Source organism: Aeromonas sp. R2-2 (genome assembly GCF_040908355.1).
GTDB lineage: Bacteria > Pseudomonadota > Gammaproteobacteria > Enterobacterales > Aeromonadaceae > Aeromonas > Aeromonas veronii.
Genome location: NZ_JBFODQ010000061.1, coordinates 20,628 through 40,457 on the forward strand (window position 1 = coordinate 20,628; position 19,830 = coordinate 40,457).

Here is a 19,830-nt window from a genome sequence, read left to right on the forward strand (position 1 = left end):
TTGTCACCGTTATGGGTGATACTCAGGATCAACCGGCACAAGGAACTCGTCGCCTATGGGATATCGCCTGCTGCTTTCGCTATTGCTGTCCTGCATGCCTGTTCAACTGTGGGCCGAGCCCGTTCGTCTGACCACCCTGGAGTGGCCCCCCTACACCAGCCAGAGCCTGCCCGATGGCGGCCTCACCGGTCATATCGTCAAACGTGCCTTTGCCGAGGCGGGACTGGAGGTGACGTTCGACTTCTACCCCTGGCAGCGGGCGGTACGGCTGGCGGCCGACCCGACCCAGCCTTATAGCGGCTATTTTCCAGATTACCTCTCCGACACCCTGCCGACCTTGTGGCGCAGCTCCCCCAGCGTAGGCGACAGCGTGCTGGGCATGGCGCAGCGCTCAGGCCCACCCATCCCCTGGCAGCAGCTCACGGATCTCGCCCCCTACCGGATCGGCGTGGTGGAGGGGTACGTCAACACCCGTGAATTCGATGCCCTGATGGCCAGCAAGCGCCTCAACACTGCCGCCGTCGATTCCGACCTGCTCAACCTGCGCAAATTGCAGCGCGACCGGCTCGATCTGGCGGTGATCGATCGGGATGTCTTTCACTGGCTCATCAACCATGATCGCAAGCTGAGCAGCGCCGGATTGCAATTTCACCCGAAGATCCTCGAACACAAGAGCCTGCACATCATGTTTCGTCCCGACCAGCAGGCGTTGCAGCAACGGGTGGCACAGGCCATTGCCAGATTGGATATTGCCAAGCTGAGCGAGGATTATCAGCGCCGCTATCTGCAGCAAGCACCTGCGGCCAAATGAGCCAACCCGCTGAAGTCAGTCCTTGCTGGCAAAAATAGCCTGAGCGCTGGCTTTTTCACCCTCTTCTGCCGCAATCGAGCCCTTTTTATGCCCCTCCCCTGCAGCCCTGTTGCCGCTCTGTGCTGCCGCCATGACCACCCGATGGCTTGGCCCCGAGTGATACCACTTGGTGACAAAAATGATGCTTTTGTTAGTACGTGGTTTTTAAGTGGTTTAATCAAAAATTCATCGAGTTATTGAAGTAACTCAATTTTTTCACTTTTTCAGGGGAGCAGAATAGCAACTAACCCTTTTGGGCTAAATAAAACAGACAATGACAATTCATGGTTCAGGCTACCCGCGGCAATATGGGTTGAATCACACGAGGTAACGGAATGATCTTGATGGAATTTTTAGTGGTACTCGGCTGCTTGCTGCTGGGTACCCGCTTTGGGGGCATGGGACTCGGTCTCATCAGTGGTATCGGTCTATTCCTGCTGACCTTCGTCTTCGGCCTGGTGCCGGGCGAACCGCCTGTTCAGGTAATGCTGACCATTCTGGCGGTGATCGGCTGTGCCGCCACCCTGCAGACTGCCGGTGGCCTCAACCTGATGATGCAAGTGGCCGAGCGTCTGCTGCGCCGCCACCCGCAATACATCACTATCCTGGCGCCGCTCACGACCTGGACCCTCACCTTCCTGTGCGGTACCGGCCACGTGGTCTACACCATGTTCCCCATCATCGCTGACATCGCGCTGCAGAAGAACATCCGTCCCGAACGCCCGATGGCTGTCGCCTCCGTTGCCTCCCAGATGGCCATCTGTGCCTCCCCGGTCTCCGTTGCCGTGGTCTCTATGGTCTCCATTCTGGCGGCTGGTCATGGTATCGGTCAGGCTTATGGCCTGCTCGACATCCTGATGATCGCCATCCCCTCCTCCCTGACCGGTGTCATCGTGGCTGCCCTGTGGAGCCTGCGTCGCGGCAAGGATCTGGACAAGGACGAAGAGTTCCAGGCCAAGATCAAAGACCCGGAACAGCGCGCCTTCATCTACGGCGGCGGTGAAACCCTGCTCAACACCAAGTTCCCGAAAGAGGCCTACTGGTCTACCTGGATCTTCTTCGCCGCCATCGCTGCCGTGGTATTGCTCGGCGCCAACGAAGGTCTGCGTCCGGTGTTCACCATCAAGGACAAGACCGGCCCGCTCTCCATGAACCTGGTGATCCAGATGATGATGCTGATCGCCGGTGCCATCATCCTGATGCGCTGCAAGGTCAAGCCGGGCGAGATCGCCAACGGTGCCGTCTTCAAGGCGGGCATGGTCGCCATCTTCTCCGTATTCGGGGTGGCATGGATGAGTGAGACCTTCTTCCAGGCTCACATGCCGCTGCTCAAAGAGACTCTGGCCCATGTGGTACAGGCCCAACCCTGGACCTACGCCCTGGTGCTGTTCCTTATCTCCAAGCTGGTAAACAGCCAGGCCGCAGCCCTGACCGCCATCGCCCCCATGGGTCTGGCGCTGGGTGTCGAACCCAAGCTGCTGATCGCCTTCCTGCCGGCCAGCTACGGCTACTTCGTGCTGCCGACCTACCCGAGCGATCTGGCCTGTATCGGTTTCGACCGCTCCGGCACCACCCGCATCGGCAAGTTCATCATCAACCACAGCTTCATCATTCCGGGGCTGATCGGGGTGGTGACCTCCTGCTCGCTGGGCTTTATCCTCACCAGCATCCTGCTCTAATCGCAGCGGCGTTTACCACGCCATTGCAATACAGGCCCCCGCTTCGGGGGCCTGCTTTTTCCCCGCTCTGTGACCCCAACCACTTCCCCGCCGCCATTTCCGGACACTATGCCTTTACCTCTGCCCCCGCCGCTGGGTAGCATGCCCCCTCGTTCACCACTGGAATCTCATCCATGTCTCGCGTCATCCTGCTCTGGAGCGGTGGCAAAGATGCCATGCTGGCCCTCTGTCATGCCCGTCAAGCGGGCCATCAGGTGGTGGCACTGGCCACCTTTGCGCCGCCAGAACCCCGATTTCTCGCTCACCCCTTGCCGCTGGTGCGCCGTCAGGCGGAAGCCCTCGGGCTGCCCCATCTGCTGGTCACCATAGAAGCACCGTTCGATCTCGGTTATGAGCGGGCACTGGCACGGCTCAAGGAGGAGTGGCAACTCGATGGCGTAGTCACCGGCGATATCGACAGCGTGGGGGGCGCACCAAACTGGATCCGCGAACGCTGCCAGCCGCTGGGTCTCACCGTCCATACCCCGCTCTGGCAGCAATCTCGTCAAGCCTTGCTGGCGGATATGCTGGCCCGCGGCATCGTCGCCCACCTCTCCTGCGTCAATACCCGGGTGCTGGCTCCCGAGTGGACTGGACGCACCCTCGATACCGCCACCCTCGTGGAATTGCAACAACTGGCCGAGCGCGAGGGCTTCGATGCCTGCGGCGAGCAGGGGGAGTACCACACCATGGTGACCGATGGCCCGGGCTTTGCCGCCCCACTGCGCCTCGATGGCTGGCAGGTGGCGCGGCAGGATCATCTGGCCTACCTGGCCGAGCCACTGGGGTAACGGCCTCAAACCATCTGGCGCGCTCGTTCAGGGACATGCGCAAAATCGAGATAAAAAAACGGGAGGCAACAGCCTCCCGTTTGGATTTGAGCGGACCAGTTTTGAGCAGGCCATGACGACCCGAACAAGGGATAAACCGGCTTATTTCGCCAGCTTGCCCAGCACCCGCTGCAGCAGGCGGATGAGCGGCTCGATGCTCTCCAGCAGCAGGAACTCCGCTTCCGAGTGGAAACCGCCCCCCATGGGGCCGAAGCCATCCAGCGACGGCACACCTGCGGCGGCGGTGAAGTTGGCATCCGAGCCGCCACCGGCCTCCAGCCAGTTGAAGGGGATCCCCTCCTCCTTGGCTGCCGCCTCTACCAGCGCCATCAGCGCCTCGGTGTCACCGCTCGGGCGCATCGCCGGCTTGAAGCTCTGGCGATCCACCTCGACCCGACAACCCGCGAGGAAGGGGTTGTTGGCCATAAAGGTGAGCCGGTCGTGTACCGCAGCGGCCTCTTCGTTGCTCCAGAAGCGCAAATCCACGATCGCCTCGGCAAAGTCCGGCACCACGTTGACGCCGGTGCCGCCCTGTACCACGCCGACGTTCATGGTGGTGCCCGTGGTCATGTTGACCTGCTCGTTGATGGCCAGCACCCAATGCGCCAGCTCGGTGATGGCAGAGACACCTTCGGTCAGGGCCGAACCGGCGTGGGACGCCTTGCCGTGGAAGGTGATGCGGTACTTGGCATTGCCCTTGCGGGCGCTGATGAGATCCCCGTTGGGACGGGCTGCCTCGGCCACCAGCACGCAGCCACTCTGTTTGGCTTTTTTCACCAGCCAATCCTTAGACCAGGGGGAGCCAATCTCTTCGTCGCAGTTGTAGCAGACCAGCACCTTGAGCTTGGCAAGCAATGCCGGATCCATCTCTTTGAGTGCATACCAGATAGAGAGCAGGCCGCTCTTCATGTCCGAGACGCCGGGGCCAAAGGCTTGATTGCCTTCGATTTTCAGCGGGCGCTTGGCCGCCGTCCCCTCGGGGAAGACGGTATCCATGTGGCCGCACAGCATCACGTCGTAGTGATCGGCACCCGGCGCATTGGTGATCTCGAGGCAGGGGCCGCACTCGGCAGCAAACTGGTGGCGAGTCACCTGCCAGCCGATGGCCTCATATTTCTCGGTCATGATGTCGGCCACTTTCGCTACCCCGGCCGGGGTGCGAGTACCGCAATCGAGGTTGATGAGCGGGGCCAAATCGGCCAGATAGTTATCGAGGGAAAACGGGCTCTTTACAACTGTCATTATCTTCTCCATGCAACAATCAGCGTTGATGGCCGATCGTCTATTGCAACAAAGCGACACAGTGAGAAAAAGGCGGGCAGCCATGCCACCCGCCCGACCGGTAAATTCCAAACACCACTACATAACCCACATCACTACATAAACAGCAGATAGTTGAGGGTCAGCGCCGTCACCAGCGCCCCCGCCATCGGCACGCTGGTGCGTTTGACCACGGTAAAGGGCGATACCTTGGCAATCCCCGCACAGGCGATCAGTACCGCTGCGATGGGGGAGACGGTGCGGCCGATACTGGAAGCGAGCTGCATCGGCAGCAGCATGGTCACCGCAGGTACGCCAAACTTGGCCGCCACCGCCGGTGCCAGGGTCGAGAAACTGAGGAACGCCGCGTTGCCGGAGCCCATGATGACCGCCGCTACCATGATCAGCGCCACCATCACCAGGGTCATCAGACCGCTGCCGATACCGGCATTGCTGGCAGAGTGCAGCAGGGTATCGATGGCGCCGATGGCCTTGAGAGATTCGGCAAACAGCTCGGCACAGACGATGAGCGCCACCACGGGGCCAAACACCTTGCCCATGCCATCGAGGAAGCTCGACAGCCCGGCAAACGCGTTACGCACCGAGCGGCTACGCAGCAGCTCGCACAGCATGCCGATAAAGACCGACAGCAGCATGGCCACCTCCACGCTCATCTTGATGTCGCTCACCAGAAGCTTGGAGAAGGTCATCATCAGCACGAAGGGGATGATCGGCAGCAGGGCATACCAGGTAGGCGCCTGCACGCTCTCGGTGCCCTGTTCGTCCAGCTCGGCATGATCGCCGCGATGGAGCGCAGGATCCCAGCCATCCTTGCGATCGCAGTGACGCTGCCAGAAGAAGTGCAGCACCATGGTCACCAGCAGCATGGGGGCCACCAGCCAGATCTGGTAGTCAACAAAATAGCTGGTCGGATCCATGCCGGATTGACCGGCGGAGAAGATGGCGTTGGTCTGGGTCGGGCCAATTTCAAACGCCTGGGAGGTGGCGATGACACCACAGGCGGAGGCCGGGCTGATGCCGAGGTTGCGCATCACCGGATACATGGTGACCATCAACAGCAGGCCAAGGCCGGTAGCGGAGGTAACGAACAGGGAGACGAATACCGCCACCAGATAACAGATGGAGAGCATCAGGTAGCTGGACTGGATGCCTGCCACCGGTTTGACCGCCACTCGCACCAGCGCCTGGGAGGCCCCGATATGGGACATGTAAGTGGCAAAACCCGCCACCGCCATGATGGTGAGGCCGAGGCCCGCCGCGCGGTAGGAGAAGATCCCCTTGAACACTTCGAACAGGTCGAACAGGGCGAAGCCGGTGCTCTTGTCAGCGGGGAGAATGGGGTGCAGCCCCAGCCAGTAGGCCACCGCAAAAATGGCCATGCCCGCCAGCGCCAGCACCGCCTGCGGGTTGTAATCCTTGATAATGCCGTAAACCACGGCCACCAGAACGAGCAAGACGAATAAAAGTTCCAATATTCACTCCTGATAAATTTATCGAAGAGCGAAATCTAGTGATCTGACCACTGTTTGCCTTTGATCCCTATCAATAAAGGTGCCGTCACCGTGATTCATTAGCATAATATGTCGGCCATGTAACAATTTTTCGTTATTTCAACTGCCGGAAAACCTTTATCACCCCATATCCGGGAATTGTGTGACGCGACTCCCCTCTTTTTTGCGTTGGATCAACATATGACGGCGCCGAACTGGCGAAGATGCGCTTCGACATATAGCGACCATTTCGCGCCGGAGAGAGTTATGACAAGCCAAGCCACCGCAGGTGCTTCGACCTGCGACTACAAGCTGTGGGACATCCTCGTCGAGTCTGCAAAGGAACGCACTACCATTCGTTACTCCAAACTGGCCAAGCAGGCCGGGCTGGAGCAGTGCCAGGATGAACTGCGCACCCTGCTGCAACGCATCCGCATGTACTGCACCGAAAACAACCTGCCGATCCTCTCCGCCATCGTGGTGGACGACGTGGGCAAATACACTGGCCTCTCTTCCAGCCTGCCTGATGCTCCCTGGGAACGGGCCCGGGTCTTTGACCATGAGTGGACCACCCTGCACTGATTGAGGTGCTTGATGATGCCGACCAAAACGCGCCCGCTGGCGCGTTTTGGTTATCTGGCGTTTGCCCCCTTCTCTTTTTCTCCTGCAATAGTCGATCTTCTCCCGCAATACCCAACCCCATCGGGCATGCCAGCCCCACTGCTTCTGACCTTGTGCTCAAAATCGCCGTTCAGGTGTGACCAGTTCCGGTAAAACCCGCGAGCCGGACCATCGGCGTTGCCATGGGATTGCCACAATGCCAGAATCGGGCCCTTGCACTCTGTTGATTCGGATTTTCGGGACGCGGCCCACGGCCAGCGCCCACAAGAGAAGGACTCCCCATGGCCATCACCCTCTATGGCATCAAGAACTGCGACACCATCAAGAAAACCCGCAAGTGGCTGGATGAGGCCGGTATCGACTACCGCTTTCACGACCACCGCGCCGACGGCCTGAACCCGGACGATCTGGACAGCTGGTTGGCAAAACTCGGCTGGGAAGCCCTGCTCAATAGTCGCGGCACCACCTTCCGCGCCCTGCCGGATGAGGCCAAACAGGGGCTCGACACCGCCAAGGCGCGCGCCCTGCTGCTGGAGCACCCGGCCATGATCAAGCGCCCGCTGCTCGACCGTGACGGCGAACTGACTCTGGGTTTCAAGGCTGATCACTATCAATCCCTCTTCTCCCGTTAAGGACAACTAAGGACAACTGATGTCGGATGTCATCGCACTGGCCAAGGATCTGATCCGCCGCCCCTCCGTTACCCCCCTCGATGAAGGGTGCCAGACCCTGATGGCGGAGCGCCTCGCCAAGCTCGGGTTTGTCATCGAGCCCATGGTGTTTGAGGACACCACCAACCTCTGGGCCCGTCGTGGCAGCGAGGGGCCGCTGTTCTGCTTCGCCGGTCACACCGACGTGGTGCCCGCCGGGCCGCTGGACAAATGGCACACCCCGCCGTTCGAGCCGACCATCAAGGATGGCGTGCTCTACGGCCGTGGCGCCGCCGACATGAAGGGCTCGCTGGCTGCCATGGTGGTGGCGGTCGAGCGCTTCGTGGCCGAGCATCCGGATCACACAGGGTCCATCGCCTTTCTCATCACCTCCGATGAGGAGGGGCCCTTTATCAATGGCACCACCCGGGTGATCGACACCCTGGAGGCCCGCAATGAGAAGATCCGCTGGTGCATCGTCGGCGAGCCCTCCTCCACCGCCGTGGTGGGGGATGTGGTGAAGAACGGCCGCCGCGGCTCCATCACCGGCGATCTGCTGGTGCGCGGGGTGCAGGGCCATGTGGCCTATCCCCATCTGGCTGACAACCCCATTCACAAAGCCGCGCCAGCGCTGGCGGAACTCGCTGCCACCGTGTGGGATGAGGGCAACGCCTACTTCCCCCCCACCAGCTTCCAGATCGCCAACATCTCGGCCGGTACCGGCGCCTCCAACGTCATTCCGGGCGAGCTGCAGGTCCAGTTCAACTTCCGCTTCAGCACCGAACTGACCGACCTGGATATCCGCGAGCGGGTCGAAGCGCTGCTGGATAAACATGGCCTCGATTATCAGCTGAGCTGGACCCTCTCCGGCCAGCCGTTCCTCACCGACACCGGCAAACTGCTGGCGGCGGCAGTCTCTGCCATCGAGGCGGTCAATGGCCAGCAGCCAGCCCTGCTCACCACCGGCGGCACCTCGGACGGGCGCTTTATCGCCCCCACCGGCGCCGAGGTGATTGAGCTCGGTCCCGTCAACGCCACCATTCACAAGGTGAACGAGTGCGTGAAGGCGGACGATCTGGATCTGCTGGCGGACATGTACCAAGGGGTGCTCGAGAGATTGCTGGCATGACGCAGGAACAACTGCTGGGGCTCGACGAGAGCCACCTTATTCTGGTGGGGCGCGGCCCCCATCGTCTAACTGCCGCCACCGCGGCGGCCTTCAACGACATGCAGGTGGCGGCCGCCTATGAGGGGTTCAACCTGCAGGCGGCCTCCAGCTGGCGCAGCTTCGAGCGCCAGCTCGCCATCTGGAATGGCAAGTGGCGCGGCGAACGGCCTCTGCTCGATGCCAACAGCCAGCCCATCGATGCCCTGCAACTAAGCGAGGTGGAGCGGCTGCACGCCATCCTGCGCTGGAGCTCCCTGCCCGGCACCAGCCGTCACCACTGGGGGACCGATCTCGATATCTACGACCCGGACTGCCTGCCCGCCGATACCAAACTGGCACTGGAGCCGTGGGAGTATGAAGCCGGGGGCTGGTTTGCAGATCTCAGCGAGTGGCTCAGCGATCATATGAGCGACTTCGGCTTCTTCCTCCCTTATGCCAAGCCGGTCGGGGCAGAGAGCGGGGTCGCCTACGAGCCCTGGCATATCAGCTTCTCGCTGGAGTCCGATGAGCAGCGGCTCGATCCCGCGGCACTGGCGCTTTGTCTGCAACAGGCGGATATTGAAGGCAAGTCGACCATATTGGCCAACCTTGATGAAATTTTGGCCCGTTATGTCACCACCTGTCCTGACGAAAGGAAAATCCCATGAATCTCTGGCTGTGGATAGGGTTGCCGCTGCTGTTCCTGCTCGGGCTGTTTCTCAATGCCATCAAAGACATGAAACGGCTGGAGAAGCAGTTGCCCAACTACAAGGACAAGATCCGCGAAGTGAAGGATGACGAGGACGACTGAATCCCGCCCCCATCCCGTGGGGAGCGCCCTTGTGCTCCCCTCTCCCTCTGCTGTGCCGTTTCGCTTTTCCCCGCCCTCTCCTCCCTGCGCATCCTGAAATCGACGCTCCTTTGACTCCGCTTTCGTTAACCCCGTCACTGTCAGAATATGGCGCGGCCATGCTGAAAAAAGGGATGAAAAATGTAAGAAAGTGCAAATTGATGCACAAATAAGCCACACAAGGGGGGCCTAACTGCATATAATGTGCCTACTTTGCACATTACCAGGAAGGAGTTCGCCCTTGGATGCCGCTACCATCAACAGTTTCTTTTTTGTCGCTGCCCTGTTGGTGGGAGCCAGCGTACTGTTGAGCGCCCTCTCTTCCCGCCTCGGTATTCCCATTCTGGTTATCTTCCTCGCCGTCGGCATGCTGGCCGGTGAGGATGGCCCAGGTGGTATCCACTTCGCTGACTACTCCATCGCCTATCTGGTGGGCAACCTGGCGCTTGCCATCATTCTGCTCGACGGCGGCATGCGCACCCGGGTCTCCTCGTTCCGGGTGGCGCTCTGGCCTGCCCTGTCGCTGGCGACGGTCGGTGTGGCCATCACCACCGGCCTGACGGGGCTTGCCGCCGCCTGGCTGTTTGACCTCAACCTGATGCAGGGGATGCTGATCGGCGCCATCGTCGGCTCCACCGATGCGGCGGCGGTTTTCTCCCTGCTTGGCGGACGCAGCCTCAACGAGCGGGTGAGCGCGACGCTGGAGATAGAGTCAGGCAGCAACGACCCCATGGCGGTGTTTCTCACCGTCACCCTGATCGAGGTGCTCGCCACCGCCCAGCAAGGGCTGGATGGGGGCTTCCTGCTGCTGCAACTGGTCAAGCAGTTTGGACTTGGCGCCGGGATTGGCCTTGGCGGCGGCTGGCTGCTGTGGCGCCTCATCAACACCGCCCGCCTGGCGCCGGGGCTCTATCCACTGCTCACCGTCAGCGGCGGCCTGCTGATCTTCGCCCTCACCACGGCGGTCGGTGGCAGCGGCATTCTCGCCATCTATCTCACTGGTCTCTTGCTCGGTAACCTCGCCCTGCGCAGCCGCAGCACCACATTGTCGGTGCTGGACGGTCTGACCTGGCTCAGCCAAATCGGCATGTTTCTGGTGCTGGGGCTGCTCGCCTCACCCCACAAACTGCTACCCATCGCCCTGCCCGCGCTGGCGCTGGCAATGTGGATGATCCTGTTTGCCCGCCCGGTGTCGGTCTGGATCGGGCTGCTGCCGTTCAAGAACTTCGCCCCCCGCGAGCGCTGGTTTATCTCCTGGGTTGGCCTGCGCGGCGCCGTGCCCATCATTCTGGCAGTCTTCCCCATGATGGCGGGGCTGCCCAACGCCCAGCTCTACTTCAACGTCGCCTTCTTTGTGGTGCTGGTCTCGCTGATTTTGCAGGGCAGCTCGCTACCGCTGGCCTCAAAACTGGCGCGGGTGGAGGTACCGGCACCGCCGTCGCCCATCAACCGCTCCGGGCTCGAAATCGATCTCGACAGCCAGTGGGAGACCTTCGTCTACCAGCTGGGGGAAGAGAAGTGGTGCATCGGCTCGCCACTGCGGGATCTGCAGATGCCCACCGGCACCCGGATCTGCGCCCTGTTTCGAGGCCGCGAGCTGCTCCACCCCTCGGGTAGTACCTGTCTGCAGGCCGATGACATCCTCTGCGTGATCGGTCACGAACGTGACCTCCCCGCCCTCGGCCAGCTCTTTAGCCAGGCGCCGGAGCAAGATCTCGGCCCCCGCTTCTTCGGTGACTTCCTGCTGGAAGCGGCGGCACGACTGGTGGATCTCGCCCCTCTCTACGGGCTGGATGTGAGCGAGGTGGCGGATCAGACACTGGGCGATTTTATTGCCAGTCAGTTGGGCGATAATCTGGTGGTCGGTGACAACATCGAATGGCAGGGCCTGATCTGGACCGTGGCCGAAATGGACGAGAGCGTGCCGAGCAAGATCGGGGTGCGCTTTCAGGAAGAGGACCCGGTCTGACCGACCGTCCCGTATCAAGTCCCCAGCAAGAAGGGAGAGAGTTATGCCATATCAAAGTTTGCTGTCCGGCCCCCTGCCCCCCGCTGCCAATCTGGGGGTGATTGAAGGCTTTTTTGGCAAGGGATGGAGCTGGCAGGCCCGCGCCCGCTACGCCCAGTGGCTGCCACGCCACGGCTACGGTTTCTATATCTATGCACCAAAAGAGGATGGCTATCTGCGCAAGCACTGGGCTCTCCCCTGGCCCGAGCAGCAGTTGGCCGATCTCGCCGAACTGGCGCGCCAGTGCCGCGCCAACGGACTCGCCTTCGGAGTGGGCTTGAGCCCCATGGGGGCGCATCACGACTATAAGCGGCAGCGCCCGGCACTGCTTGAAAAAGTGCGCCTCATCGACGAGATGCTCCAGCCCGATATTCTGGCGGTGCTGTTTGACGATATGAAGGGGGATACCCCGGATCTGGCCGGTCACCAGCTCACCATCGCCCACGATATCGCGGCTCACAGCAAGGCGACCCGCCTCATCTTCTGCCCCAGCTACTACTCGACCGATCCGGTGCTGGAGAAGGTGTTTGGCGCCATGCCTCCCCGCTATCTGGAGGAGCTTGGCGAGCAGCTCGATCGCCGTTTCGAGATATTCTGGACCGGCCCCAAGGTCTGCTCCAGCGAATATCCAGCCAGTCACCTCAAGCAGGTGACCGAACTGCTCGGCCGCAAGCCCTTCCTGTGGGACAACTACCCGGTTAACGATGGCAGCAAGGCGAGCAGCTACCTGCACCTGCGCGCCTTCGAGAACCGCCCCGCCGAGCTGGCGGATCTGCTCGCCGGCCATGCGGTCAACCCGATGAAGCAGGCAGCGCTCTCCGCCCTGCCCCTCGCTACCCTGCCGATGAGCTACCGACTCGGCAAGCAGTACGACCCCGACAAGGCGCTGCATGCCGCCCTCAACGCCACCTGCGGCCCGCAGATCTCGGCGATGATCGAGGCCGACCTGCCGCTGTTTCAGGATCTAGGGCTGACACAGCTCACCTCCGATCAGATTGCCGCCCTCAAGGCGCGCTATCTGCCGTTTCGTGACCAATCCTGCGTAGACGAAATCGTGCGCTGGCTGGACGGGGAGTATGTGTTCGATCCCGACTGCCTGACCGATTAAACCGCCCCTGCGGGGGCAGAAAGGAGGTTGTATGGATGCACACCTGCTTTACCAGAATCTAGCGGTGATCGCCGCCTTCTTGCTGGTCTACAGCCTGATCGCGGGGCGCTTTGAATCAAAGCTGGTCAACGGCCCCCTGCTCTTTCTGCTGACCGGCTGGCTGCTGGGGCCGGGCGGGCTGGAGCTGCTCTCCCTCTCTATCGACAGCGCCGGCATCAAGCTGCTGGCCGAGCTGACGCTGGTTATCGTGCTATTCAACGATGCCGCCAACACCAACTGGCAGGTATTGCTGGCCAACCGCCAGCTCCCCATCCGGCTGCTGCTGATTGGCCTGCCCCTCACCCTGCTTTGTGGCGCCCTGTTTGGCCACTGGATCTTCCCCGACCTGCCACTGCTGGAGATGGCGATCCTCTCCACCATTCTTGCCCCCACCGATGCGGCGCTCGGCAAGGCGGTGGTAAGCAACCCCGCGGTGCCGGCACCGGTGCGTGAAGGGCTTAATCAGGAGAGCGGCCTCAACGACGGCATCTGCGTACCGGTGCTGCTTCTGCTGCTGGCCCTTATCGCCCCCACCGAGCAGCACGCAGGCACCGCCACGCTGGCTATCACCCTGATGCTGGAGGAGATCGGCATTGGCCTGCTGGTCGCCTTTGTGCAGACCAGCCTCACCATCCGGCTACTGAAAATCTCCTATCTCAACGGCTGGCAACTGCCGCTCTGGCGCCAGCTCACCATGCCGGGGCTGGCCCTGCTCTGCTTTGCGCTGGCACAGACTCTCGGGGGGAGCGGCTTTATCGCCGCCTTTGTCGGCGGCCTCTTTATCGGCCACCGCCTCGGCGAACACAAGCACGCCTATATGGACAGCTGCGAAGGCTACGGCGACCTGCTCTCCGTGGTGATCTGGATGGTGTTTGGCGCGACCCTGATGCCCATTCTGCCGGAGCTGCTGCACTGGCAATACTGGCTCTATGCCATTGCCAGCCTCACCCTGCTGCGGATGGTGCCGGTTTGGCTGAGCCTCATCGGTACCGGCCTCAAGCCGGAGCTCAAGCTCTTTATCGGCTGGTTCGGGCCGCGGGGCCTTGCCAGCATCGTCTTTGCGGTAATGGTGCTGCAAAACGAGCCCTCCCTGATTGGCCAGCGCCCCATCATCGCCACCGTGCTCTGCACCATCATATTGAGCGTCATCCTGCACGGCCTCACCGCCAACCCCTGGGTCGAGCGTTTCAAGCCTCGCTGAGCCACCCGGCGCCCATTAAAAATGCCACCGACCGGTGGCATTTTTCTTGTCTGGTGCGGGTCACTGAAAGCTCTTACCCGAGCGCCAGCCAGACTCCCACCCCCAGCATCAGAGTACCGGCGATGCGGTTCATCAAGGTGACGTTGCCGCTCTTGGCGAGGAAGTGGCGCAGAGTGCGGCCACCGCTTGCGTAGAGCAGCAGGCAGGAGAACTCGATGACCAGGATCAGCGCCACCAGCGCGCTGATCTGCGGCGCCATCGCCTTGTCGGCAGAGATAAAGGGGGGCAGCAAGGAGATCATGAAGGCCCACCCCTTGGGATTGGCGATGGCGGTGACAAAGCCCTGCAGAGCCAGCCCCATGGCGCTGGTCTGCTGACCGGCCGAGAGATCCGCCGGAATGGCCATCTTCCCCTTGGCCTGCCACATCTGGATGCCAAGCCACACCAGATAGGCGCCCCCCACATATTTGAAGGCGGCGAAGATCCCCGGATAGTTGAGCATGATGGCAGCAACCCCGATCACCGACAGCACCGAGACCAGCCCGACCCCGATCAGCTCCCCCCACATCATATGCAGGGTACGGCGCACCCCCAGGCTCATCCCCAGGGTCATCGACAGGGTCATGCACATGCCGGGGGTCACCGAGACAAAGAAAAAGGTCGGGATAAACAGAGCCAGAATGGCCGGATCGATCCAGCTGGACACAACACACCTCCATATGACGAGAGCGGGAAATCACGAAAACGGGACAGGATTGACACAACCCAGCCAGTTGTACCACATATTCAGGGGATAAAGCGCTCAATCATGCCTAAATGGCTCCTTTCTCACAAGAAAAAACCTTTTCTTCAGCACATTTCAGCAATAAAAGCCTGTGACAGCTCCTGACGTGCATGTGTAAGATATCGGCTCCTCCAATTCCGGATTAGAGCCACTTATGTCATTGAATAATCTATCAATACGTGTTCAGGTCTTGATACCTTTGCTGCTGGCCAGCCTGCTGATGATGGTGATGATCGCCATCAGCAAACAGGGTTTGGATGAAGCCATCAATGACATAGATGAGACGACCCAGAGCGTGGTCCAGCACAAGGACGATATTGCCAAACTGATCCACGCCACCTATCGGCTACGCACCAGCGCCATCTATGGCCTCTACGATGCCAAGCTGTTTGCCGCCCTGCCCGCAAACCTCAACAGCGCCGAGCAGGAGATCAACGCCATCCTCGGCCGTCTGGTGCTCCCCGGTGCCGAGCAGGATAACCGTCAGGTCGCTGCCGCCCTGCAGGCCTACCTCAGCCATACCCGCAGCAACATGCTGCCGCTGCTGGCGCAAAAACATCAGGGTGGCGGCGATCCGGTCGCCTACGAGGCGGCTCGCCTCCATTTCCGCGAGCTGGGTGAACAGCTGATCAAGCAGATCGACAGCATGTCCGCCCACATCAACCAGCTGATCCAGCAAGAGCTGGCCGAAGAGCAGGCCCACTACGACGCCACCCTGCTGCGTACCCTGCTGCTCACCGCCGGTACCCTGCTGGCGGCGCTGATCTGCGGCTGGGTCCTCTCTGGGCGCATCGTCAGCCCCATCGGTCAGTTGCAAGAGGTGATGCACGCCGTGGCGCAAGGGCGCTTCAACGTGCGCGCCAAAGCGGAGGGCAACAACGAACTGACCCGTCTGGCCAAAGATATCAACCTCACCCTTACCCAGCTCGGCAACACCATCGAGAACCTGACCGGGATCAGCAACAGCGTCGCCTCCGCAGCCACCGAGCTGGCCGCCGTGATGACCCAGTCCGAGGCCAATGCAAAGCAGCAGCACAGCGAGATCGAACAGGTCGCCTCCGCCGTGACCGAACTCTCCAGCACCGCTGACAACGTCAACCACAACGCCGCCATCGCCGATGAGCTGGCGCGGGATGCCAATGGCCGGGTCGAACAGGGGCTCGCCCTCTTTACCGAAAGCATCGCCGCCAACAGCCGGATGGCGGGCAGTCTGGAAGATGCCGCCGCCATCGTGGCTCAGCTCAAATCCCAGTCCGAGCAGATCGGCAAGGTAATTGAAGTGATCCAAGGGATCTCCGAGCAGACCAACCTGCTGGCGCTCAATGCCGCCATCGAAGCTGCCCGTGCCGGTGAAACGGGTCGTGGCTTTGCGGTGGTGGCCGACGAGGTAAGAATGCTGGCGGCCCGTACCCAGGACTCCACCAAGGAGATCCAGGCCATCATCGAGCGGCTGCAGAGCCAGTCCCAATCCGCCAACAACGGCGTACAGGAGACTCTGGAGATCCTCAGCCATAACCAGCGCTTGTCCGCTCAGGTGCAGGATCTGCTAAGCGGCATTACCGGTGCCGTGCGCCAGATCAACGACGCCAACGCCCAGGTCGCCACCGCCGCCGAGGAGCAGTCCTGCGTTACCGCCGACATCAACCGCAACATCACCAATATTCACGAGATCGTGAGCCAGAGCTCCGCCGGCATCAGCCAGAGCGCCAGTGCCAGCAACGAGCTCTCCCAGCTCGCCGAGCAGCAACGCAAGCAGCTGGCCCAATTCCAGCTGTAAGCGCACAAAGTGAACCAGACAAAAAGGCCCGCAAGGGCCTTTCTTGTTGATGAAGCAATGGCTTTGTCTCTGTTTTAAACGCCATTTTTTGGCCGTTGGTGCCATAAGGGGCTGGGCTGACCTGTCAAATATCGGTATGGTAGAGGCACGTTACTCCCCCTACGTGAGCACACCATGAGCCTGAGATTCAAGAAACCCGCTTTTATCGCCCTGGGGCTCATTGCCCTCGTTTCCGCCACCTGGCTCGACTACTACCTGCCGGAGCACACCATCGCTACCATTACCGGGGTGGAGGTGAAGCGCACCGACAAGGATGGCCCCATCAGCCAGAAGAACCCGGCTGACGGCCCGACTACCGACGTCTATTACATCTACACCGAGCGCCCCGGCGAGAAGATCCGGGTGTTCCGCAATGAAGATACCGAGTGGGGCTGGCCCTTCTACTTCAAGTTCAACGCCGCCGACGTACAGGCCAAGGCCAAGTCGATGGAGTTTGAAAAACGGCTCGCCATCATCACCTCCTACGGCTGGCGCATCAACATGTTCTCCATGTTCCCCAACGTCACCAAGATTGAGAGCACCGAGCCTGACGCCTCCACCTGGAGCTTCTTCCGCTGGTTCTGGTTCGGCCTCTGGGCACTGGTGATGGGCAAAGCCGCCATCGCAACCTGGCGCTACTTCGATCGTCTCGAGGACGAGCTATGAGTGAGCCGAGCAAGACCCGCACCAGCTTCTACCGCCGCCTCTACGTGGCCTGGCTGATCAGCCAGGGCACGGATACGGTGCCCGCCATCATGGAGGCGACCGGCATGCCGCGCCGCACCGCGCAAGATACCCTGACAGCGCTGGCCGAGCTCGATATCAGTTGCGCCTTCGAGCAGACCGAGGGGGCTCGCCACCTGCAGGGGCACTACCGCATCAGCGACTGGGGGCCCATCAATCCGGCATGGATCAAGGCTCAACTGCCGCTTATCAAGGAGACGCTGAGCTACCCCTGATCCGGGCGCTGGGCAACAATAAAAAAGAGGGGCCAGCCGGCAAGGCTGGCCCCTCTTTTTTCAGGCCGATGGCGTGACAGGTCGCCCTACTCGGGCATGGCCGAATCCTCAAGCTCCCCGTCGGACTCGCCGCGGGTGCAGTCGATGATGGAACGCTTGGGGTTGTTGGGATCGCGCAGCAGCAGGGGCGCCAACCCCTCGTCATGCTTCTGCTCGTCGCCAAACTCGCTGCCGTAGGCGTTGTGGGTCAACCGGCGGGCATTGGCGATGGGAGTATCGACAAAGAGAGCGTGCACTTCGAAGCTTGAGGCTGGCACGATAAAACCGACCACCGGCAGGCCGTGCAGCTCCTCGTGCACCTTGTACCAGGCAAAGCCGTCACTCACCTTGTAGGGGGTATAGTTGGCCAGTTGTAGATTGGCGGGCCTGCCCGTCTCATCCACATAGAGATCGGTAAATTCACAGGTCGCCAGCCCCTGCCACATCCGCTCGAATGGCGTCGCACAGCCTGTCAGTTGCAACCCGGCCAGCAGCACCAAGCCTCTCTTCCACATTCCCCGCCCCTTCTTGCAAAAATGAACCGGCGCTCAGTCAAACGCCCGCAGCCGCGTCACCAGCAGATCGATAAAGCCCGGACGATCCAGCCCCAACAATACCAGCGCATTGGCTGGCTTGCCGGTCAGACCATAACGATCCACCACCGTCATCCCCACGGAATGCACCCCGCTGGTCTCGATATCGACCCGGCACTCAACCCCGTGGAACAGCTCGGGAGCCAGCAACCAGGCAATGGTACAGGGGTCGTGGAGCGGTGCACCAGCAAATCCCCACTTGGGATCCCGATGGTAGATCATGAAAAAGTCGAGCAGCCCGGCCACACACTGGGCTACCGGGTTGGTGATGGCGCGCACCCGCTCGATATCCTCATCCATCACCTGCGCCTCATGGGTCACATCAAGGCCGCACATGGTGATGGGAATGCCCGACTTGAACACCATATCGGCCGCTTCCGGGTCCACATAAATATTGAATTCCGCCGCAGGCGTCCAGTTGCCAGCCCCTGCGGCGCCCCCCATCAGCACGATGCGAGCAATCCTGGGTTTGAGCTCGGGATGTGCCGCCAGCAGCAGGGCGATATTGGTCAGCGGGCCGGTCGGTACCAGAGTCACGGGCTCCGGGCTCTCGCGCAGACATCTGGCCATTAGCTCGATCCCCGTCATGGCCTGCGGTGCAAAGGCGGGATCCGGCAGTTTGGGGCCATCGAGACCCGATTCGCCGTGAACGTTGTCGGCGATGATAAGCTCCCGGGCCAGCGGTTTCGGCGCCCCGGCCGCCACCGGAATATCGTCGCGTCCCAGCAAGGTGAGGATGCGCAGGGCATTGTTGAGGGTCTTGTCCGGCGTCTGGTTGCCCGCGCTGGTGGTAACCGCCAGCACCTTCAGTTCAGGGCTGGCCAGCGCCAGAATGAGGGCGATGGCGTCGTCGTGGCCGGGATCACAATCGAGAATAACGGGCTGTGCCATGGGATGAGTCCTTACAACATAACAGGGAGCCATACCTTAACAAGCAAGCCTCGGATGAACTCGGGAAGGGGTCACAAAACGGGGCCTTATTGCTGACCTGGGCGGTTTGCACGGCACGCCACCTCGCTCAACACGGCTCACTATCAAAAGTTTGCCTGGCGTCATGCCGTTCATTTTCCGAGGCAGCGCACCGCCCATTCGCCCGGCCGCGCCGGTTCGGGTATGATCGCCCCCCGTTTCCAGCCTGTGCCACCTATGTCCGTTATCGTCGACACCTTTATTGCCCCGCCCTGCAATGCCGCCATCGAGATCCTGTTCGAAGATGAGCATCTGTTGCTCATCAACAAGCCGAGCGGCCTGCTGAGTCTGTCGGGCAAGAATCCGCAAAACCTCGACTCGGTTCACTATCGCTTGGTGCAGGATTTCCCCGGCTGCACCCTGGTGCATCGCCTCGATTTTGGCACCTCAGGCATCATGGTGGTGGCCAGAAACAAGGCCATCAATGCCCTGCTCTGCCAGCAGTTCAGTCAGCGGGCGGTGAGCAAGGCCTACAGCGCCCTGCTGTGCGGTCATCTGATTGACGACGAAGGAGTTATCGACGCTCCTATCGCCAAGGATCCAGCGATCTTTCCGCTGATGAAGATCTGCGCCGCCAGCGGCAAGCCCGCCCGCTCCCGCTATCAAGTGATTGAGCGGCTGGAGTTGCAGATGCAGGGACAGACCGTGCCACTGACTCGGGTAAGGCTGGTGCCGGAGACCGGCCGCACCCATCAGCTGCGCATCCACAGTCAGCTTCTGGGCCACCCCATCCTCGGCTGCGATCTCTATGGCGGCCTGCTGCAACCCGGCTGCGAACAGGCGCCGCGGCTGATGCTGCATGCCAGCGAGCTGGATTTTGCTCATCCGGTGAGCGGCGAGCCGATGCAGATCCGCTGTGCCGCGCCTTTTTAGGGGC

General features: G+C 61.2%; 20 protein-coding genes. 15 read left to right on the forward strand and 5 right to left on the reverse strand.

Going from position 1 to position 19,830, the window contains the following annotated elements; translation table 11 throughout:
* Positions 1-55 precede the first annotated feature (55 nt).
* From AB5Z09_RS12310 to AB5Z09_RS12320, 3 genes are all read left to right on the forward strand, one after another.
* Positions 56-811 (forward strand): substrate-binding periplasmic protein, encoded by a 756-nt coding sequence (locus tag AB5Z09_RS12310; protein WP_368167380.1) that lies wholly within the window; start codon positions 56-58, stop codon positions 809-811.
* Positions 812-1,185: 374 nt separating this feature from the next.
* Positions 1,186-2,529: an anaerobic C4-dicarboxylate transporter gene (locus AB5Z09_RS12315; protein WP_005337916.1), complete on the forward strand. Its 1,344-nt coding sequence runs from the start codon at positions 1,186-1,188 to the stop codon at positions 2,527-2,529.
* Between the two features lie 173 nt (positions 2,530-2,702).
* A complete protein-coding gene (locus tag AB5Z09_RS12320) occupies positions 2,703-3,359 on the forward strand; it encodes a hypothetical protein (protein ID WP_368195406.1) in 657 nt (218 codons plus the stop codon).
* Positions 3,360-3,500: 141 nt separating this feature from the next.
* Here AB5Z09_RS12320 and AB5Z09_RS12325 read toward each other — a convergent pair whose 3' ends face one another.
* Together AB5Z09_RS12325 and dcuC are read right to left on the reverse strand one after the other, a co-directional pair.
* Complete coding sequence (locus AB5Z09_RS12325; protein WP_270804036.1) at positions 3,501-4,640, reverse strand: M20 family metallopeptidase; 1,140 nt, start codon at positions 4,638-4,640, stop codon at positions 3,501-3,503.
* Positions 4,641-4,774: 134 nt separating this feature from the next.
* A complete protein-coding gene (dcuC, locus tag AB5Z09_RS12330; protein ID WP_270657327.1) occupies positions 4,775-6,151 on the reverse strand; it encodes a C4-dicarboxylate transporter DcuC in 1,377 nt (458 codons plus the stop codon).
* Between the two features lie 285 nt (positions 6,152-6,436).
* On the opposite strand from dcuC, the gene AB5Z09_RS12335 reads away from it, so the two are divergent.
* From AB5Z09_RS12335 to AB5Z09_RS12370, 8 genes are all read left to right on the forward strand, one after another.
* Positions 6,437-6,751, forward strand: coding sequence for a hypothetical protein (locus AB5Z09_RS12335; RefSeq protein WP_005337929.1), 315 nt, complete (start codon positions 6,437-6,439; stop codon positions 6,749-6,751).
* Between the two features lie 320 nt (positions 6,752-7,071).
* On the forward strand, positions 7,072-7,422 hold the full coding sequence (locus AB5Z09_RS12340; RefSeq protein ID WP_064341502.1) for an ArsC family reductase: 351 nt from the start codon (positions 7,072-7,074) through the stop codon (positions 7,420-7,422).
* 19 nt (positions 7,423-7,441) lie between these two features.
* Complete coding sequence (gene dapE / locus AB5Z09_RS12345) at positions 7,442-8,569, forward strand: succinyl-diaminopimelate desuccinylase (protein WP_288726943.1); 1,128 nt, start codon at positions 7,442-7,444, stop codon at positions 8,567-8,569.
* The gene (locus AB5Z09_RS12350) at positions 8,566-9,255 is read left to right on the forward strand and encodes a M15 family metallopeptidase (RefSeq protein WP_270657325.1); all 690 of its coding nucleotides are present in this window, start codon (positions 8,566-8,568) and stop codon (positions 9,253-9,255) included. The genes dapE and AB5Z09_RS12350 overlap by 4 nt, the downstream gene beginning before the upstream one ends.
* Positions 9,252-9,398 (forward strand): hypothetical protein, encoded by a 147-nt coding sequence (locus AB5Z09_RS12355; protein WP_005337933.1) that lies wholly within the window; start codon positions 9,252-9,254, stop codon positions 9,396-9,398. The genes AB5Z09_RS12350 and AB5Z09_RS12355 overlap by 4 nt, the downstream gene beginning before the upstream one ends.
* Before the next feature lie 280 nt (positions 9,399-9,678).
* Entirely contained in the window at positions 9,679-11,406 is a 1,728-nt protein-coding gene (locus tag AB5Z09_RS12360) for a potassium/proton antiporter (RefSeq protein ID WP_005359340.1), read from the forward strand.
* A 43-nt stretch (positions 11,407-11,449) separates the two neighbouring features.
* Positions 11,450-12,553 carry a beta-N-acetylglucosaminidase domain-containing protein gene (locus tag AB5Z09_RS12365; RefSeq protein WP_368167392.1) on the forward strand — a complete coding sequence of 368 codons (1,104 nt, stop codon included), beginning with the start codon at positions 11,450-11,452 and terminating at the stop codon, positions 12,551-12,553.
* Positions 12,554-12,584: 31 nt separating this feature from the next.
* Entirely contained in the window at positions 12,585-13,793 is a 1,209-nt protein-coding gene (locus AB5Z09_RS12370) for a cation:proton antiporter (RefSeq protein ID WP_368167394.1), read from the forward strand.
* A 73-nt stretch (positions 13,794-13,866) separates the two neighbouring features.
* Here the strand turns inward: AB5Z09_RS12370 and AB5Z09_RS12375 are convergent, their stop codons facing one another.
* On the reverse strand, positions 13,867-14,499 hold the full coding sequence (locus AB5Z09_RS12375; protein WP_368167396.1) for a LysE family translocator: 633 nt from the start codon (positions 14,497-14,499) through the stop codon (positions 13,867-13,869).
* Between the two features lie 232 nt (positions 14,500-14,731).
* On the opposite strand from AB5Z09_RS12375, the gene AB5Z09_RS12380 reads away from it, so the two are divergent.
* The 3 genes from AB5Z09_RS12380 to AB5Z09_RS12390 all read left to right on the forward strand — a co-directional run bounded on the left by AB5Z09_RS12380 (position 14,732) and on the right by AB5Z09_RS12390 (position 17,352).
* Entirely contained in the window at positions 14,732-16,354 is a 1,623-nt protein-coding gene (locus AB5Z09_RS12380; RefSeq protein ID WP_139742815.1) for a methyl-accepting chemotaxis protein, read from the forward strand.
* Positions 16,355-16,528: 174 nt separating this feature from the next.
* The gene (locus AB5Z09_RS12385) at positions 16,529-17,059 is read left to right on the forward strand and encodes a DUF1523 family protein (RefSeq protein WP_041208367.1); all 531 of its coding nucleotides are present in this window, start codon (positions 16,529-16,531) and stop codon (positions 17,057-17,059) included.
* Positions 17,056-17,352: a helix-turn-helix domain-containing protein gene (locus tag AB5Z09_RS12390; RefSeq protein ID WP_005337957.1), complete on the forward strand. Its 297-nt coding sequence runs from the start codon at positions 17,056-17,058 to the stop codon at positions 17,350-17,352. The genes AB5Z09_RS12385 and AB5Z09_RS12390 overlap by 4 nt, the downstream gene beginning before the upstream one ends.
* 86 nt (positions 17,353-17,438) lie before the next feature.
* Here the strand turns inward: AB5Z09_RS12390 and AB5Z09_RS12395 are convergent, their stop codons facing one another.
* Positions 17,439-17,906: a hypothetical protein gene (locus tag AB5Z09_RS12395; protein WP_005337958.1), complete on the reverse strand. Its 468-nt coding sequence runs from the start codon at positions 17,904-17,906 to the stop codon at positions 17,439-17,441.
* A gap of 33 nt (positions 17,907-17,939) precedes the next feature.
* The gene (rihA, locus tag AB5Z09_RS12400; protein ID WP_043818582.1) at positions 17,940-18,875 is read right to left on the reverse strand and encodes a pyrimidine-specific ribonucleoside hydrolase RihA; all 936 of its coding nucleotides are present in this window, start codon (positions 18,873-18,875) and stop codon (positions 17,940-17,942) included.
* A gap of 222 nt (positions 18,876-19,097) precedes the next feature.
* Here rihA and AB5Z09_RS12405 point away from each other — a divergent pair, with 222 nt between their 5' ends.
* Entirely contained in the window at positions 19,098-19,826 is a 729-nt protein-coding gene (locus AB5Z09_RS12405) for an RluA family pseudouridine synthase (RefSeq protein ID WP_190973222.1), read from the forward strand.
* Positions 19,827-19,830: the final 4 nt, after the last annotated feature.

Excerpts from the sequence above, each read along its gene's own strand:
- AB5Z09_RS12325 (WP_270804036.1), bottom strand. The coding sequence starts at position 4,640 with ATGACAGTTGTAAAGAGCCCGTTTTCCCTCGATAACTATCTGGCCGAT.
- AB5Z09_RS12370 (WP_368167394.1), top strand. The coding sequence starts at position 12,585 with ATGGATGCACACCTGCTTTACCAGAATCTAGCGGTGATCGCCGCCTTC.
- AB5Z09_RS12385 (WP_041208367.1), top strand. The coding sequence starts at position 16,529 with ATGAGCCTGAGATTCAAGAAACCCGCTTTTATCGCCCTGGGGCTCATT.
- AB5Z09_RS12390 (WP_005337957.1), top strand. The coding sequence starts at position 17,056 with ATGAGTGAGCCGAGCAAGACCCGCACCAGCTTCTACCGCCGCCTCTAC.
- AB5Z09_RS12380 (WP_139742815.1), top strand. The coding sequence starts at position 14,732 with ATGTCATTGAATAATCTATCAATACGTGTTCAGGTCTTGATACCTTTG.
- AB5Z09_RS12335 (WP_005337929.1), top strand. The coding sequence starts at position 6,437 with ATGACAAGCCAAGCCACCGCAGGTGCTTCGACCTGCGACTACAAGCTG.
- AB5Z09_RS12320 (WP_368195406.1), top strand. The coding sequence starts at position 2,703 with ATGTCTCGCGTCATCCTGCTCTGGAGCGGTGGCAAAGATGCCATGCTG.
- AB5Z09_RS12395 (WP_005337958.1), bottom strand. The coding sequence starts at position 17,906 with ATGTGGAAGAGAGGCTTGGTGCTGCTGGCCGGGTTGCAACTGACAGGC.
- AB5Z09_RS12310 (WP_368167380.1), top strand. The coding sequence starts at position 56 with ATGGGATATCGCCTGCTGCTTTCGCTATTGCTGTCCTGCATGCCTGTT.
- rihA (WP_043818582.1), bottom strand. The coding sequence starts at position 18,875 with ATGGCACAGCCCGTTATTCTCGATTGTGATCCCGGCCACGACGACGCC.
- AB5Z09_RS12405 (WP_190973222.1), top strand. The coding sequence starts at position 19,098 with ATGATCGCCCCCCGTTTCCAGCCTGTGCCACCTATGTCCGTTATCGTC.
- dapE (WP_288726943.1), top strand. The coding sequence starts at position 7,442 with ATGTCGGATGTCATCGCACTGGCCAAGGATCTGATCCGCCGCCCCTCC.
- AB5Z09_RS12340 (WP_064341502.1), top strand. The coding sequence starts at position 7,072 with ATGGCCATCACCCTCTATGGCATCAAGAACTGCGACACCATCAAGAAA.
- AB5Z09_RS12315 (WP_005337916.1), top strand. The coding sequence starts at position 1,186 with ATGATCTTGATGGAATTTTTAGTGGTACTCGGCTGCTTGCTGCTGGGT.
- AB5Z09_RS12350 (WP_270657325.1), top strand. The coding sequence starts at position 8,566 with ATGACGCAGGAACAACTGCTGGGGCTCGACGAGAGCCACCTTATTCTG.
- AB5Z09_RS12365 (WP_368167392.1), top strand. The coding sequence starts at position 11,450 with ATGCCATATCAAAGTTTGCTGTCCGGCCCCCTGCCCCCCGCTGCCAAT.
- AB5Z09_RS12355 (WP_005337933.1), top strand. The coding sequence starts at position 9,252 with ATGAATCTCTGGCTGTGGATAGGGTTGCCGCTGCTGTTCCTGCTCGGG.